Origin of the sequence: Kribbella qitaiheensis, from assembly GCF_042657745.1 — a bacterium.
Classification (GTDB): domain Bacteria; phylum Actinomycetota; class Actinomycetes; order Propionibacteriales; family Kribbellaceae; genus Kribbella; species Kribbella qitaiheensis.
In genome coordinates, this window is sequence record NZ_JBHSKE010000091.1 from 1 (window position 1) to 1503 (window position 1503).

Genomic DNA, 1503 nt, shown 5'->3' on the forward strand with positions numbered 1-1503 from the left:
CAAAGAGAATGTGGCTTGCGATGGTCACAAAGTCTCTGCACAGAAGGGCATCCGCTGGATGCGAGTCTCTCACGGCTTCACGGCAGTCTTCGATGACCCCAACCTCGTGTCGTGCGCGGGCCTGGCGCCGGTCTTGAGCCTTGCCGAGCGTGCCGGTCTGCAGGAGTTGGTAACCGAACACGTCCGGATCGACAAGACCGGCGGGAACAACGCGCACCTGAAGATCGGCTCGCTGGTTGCGGGCATGGTCTGCGGGGCCGACTCGATCGATGACATGACGCTGTTGCGGCACGGCGCGATGGAACGGCTGTTCACCGGCGTCCGGGCACCGTCGACGCTCGGGACCTTCCTGCGTTCGTTCACGTTCGGGCACATCCGACAGCTCGACGCGGTGGCGTCGCGATTGCTGATCAACCTCACCCGGCACGCGCCGCTGCTGCCCGGCGCTGCTGAGCTGACCTACATCGATGTCGATGACACCGTCCGACAGACCTACGGATACGCCAAGCAGGGCGCCGGCCGTGGCTACACCGGCGTCAAGGGCCTGAACGCGTTGCTGGCGATCATGAGTACCCCCGGCTCGGCGCCGGTGATCGCCGCGGCCCGCTTGCGCAAGGGGTCCACCAACAGCGTCAAGGGCGCCCACCGCCTGGTCGCGGACGCGCTGGTCACCGCGAAGTCCTCAGGCGCGATCGGGGTCCGGGTGCTGCGGGCGGACTCGGCGTTCTACAACTCCGACGTCATCTCGACCTGCCTACGGCACGGCAGTTGCTTCTCGATCACCGCCCGGCAGGATCCGGCTGTCCGTAAGGCGATCGAGAGCATCGACGAGACCGCGTGGACATCGATCAAGTACACCAACGCGATCTACGACGAGGGCGCGCAAGCCTGGATCAGCCAGGCCGAGGTCGCCGAGATCGGCTACACCGCGTTCGCCTCCCGAGCCAAGGCCAAACACGTCACCGCCCGGCTGATCGTGCGGCGCGTCCCGGACGCCAACCCGGCCCATCAAGGCGAACTGTTCACCGTCTACCGCTATCACGCGGTCTTCACCAACAGCCCGCTGCCGATGCTCACCGCGGAGAAGGCCCACCGTGGGCACGCGATCGTCGAGCAGGTCATCGCCGACCTGAAGAACGGACCCCTCGCCCACCTGCCCTCAGGCAGGTTCTGGGCCAACAGCGCCTGGCTGGTCTGCGCCGCGATGGCCTTCAACCTCACCCGCGCCGCCGGCACCCTCGCCTCCGCGGTCCACGCCAAGGCCACCACCGCCACGATCCGGACCCAGCTCATCAACATCCCCGCACGGCTCGCCCGGTCCGCGCGAAGACTGACGCTGCACCTGCCCACCGCCTGGCCCTGGGAACACGCCTGGCAGCAACTCAGCGCCAGCACCCGCCACGGGCCACCCCGCACAACCTGACCCACCCACCGTCGCAAGGACCGAGCAGAGCACCCCGTGGAGACCAGCCGGCCCGCCCGGCAACCCCGTCACGCCCAACC

1 protein-coding gene is annotated in these 1503 nt (G+C 67.9%); it reads left to right on the forward strand.

From position 1 onward, the window contains the following. The first annotated feature begins 58 nt into the window (after positions 1-58). Positions 59-1423 (forward strand): IS1380 family transposase, encoded by a 1365-nt coding sequence (locus ACFPJ1_RS43275; RefSeq protein ID WP_380112278.1) that lies wholly within the window; start codon positions 59-61, stop codon positions 1421-1423. Positions 1424-1503: the final 80 nt, after the last annotated feature.

Bases quoted from the DNA above. Each gene is read 5' to 3' on its own strand.
- ACFPJ1_RS43275 (WP_380112278.1), top strand. From the start codon at position 59: ATGCGAGTCTCTCACGGCTTCACGGCAGTCTTCGATGACCCCAACCTC.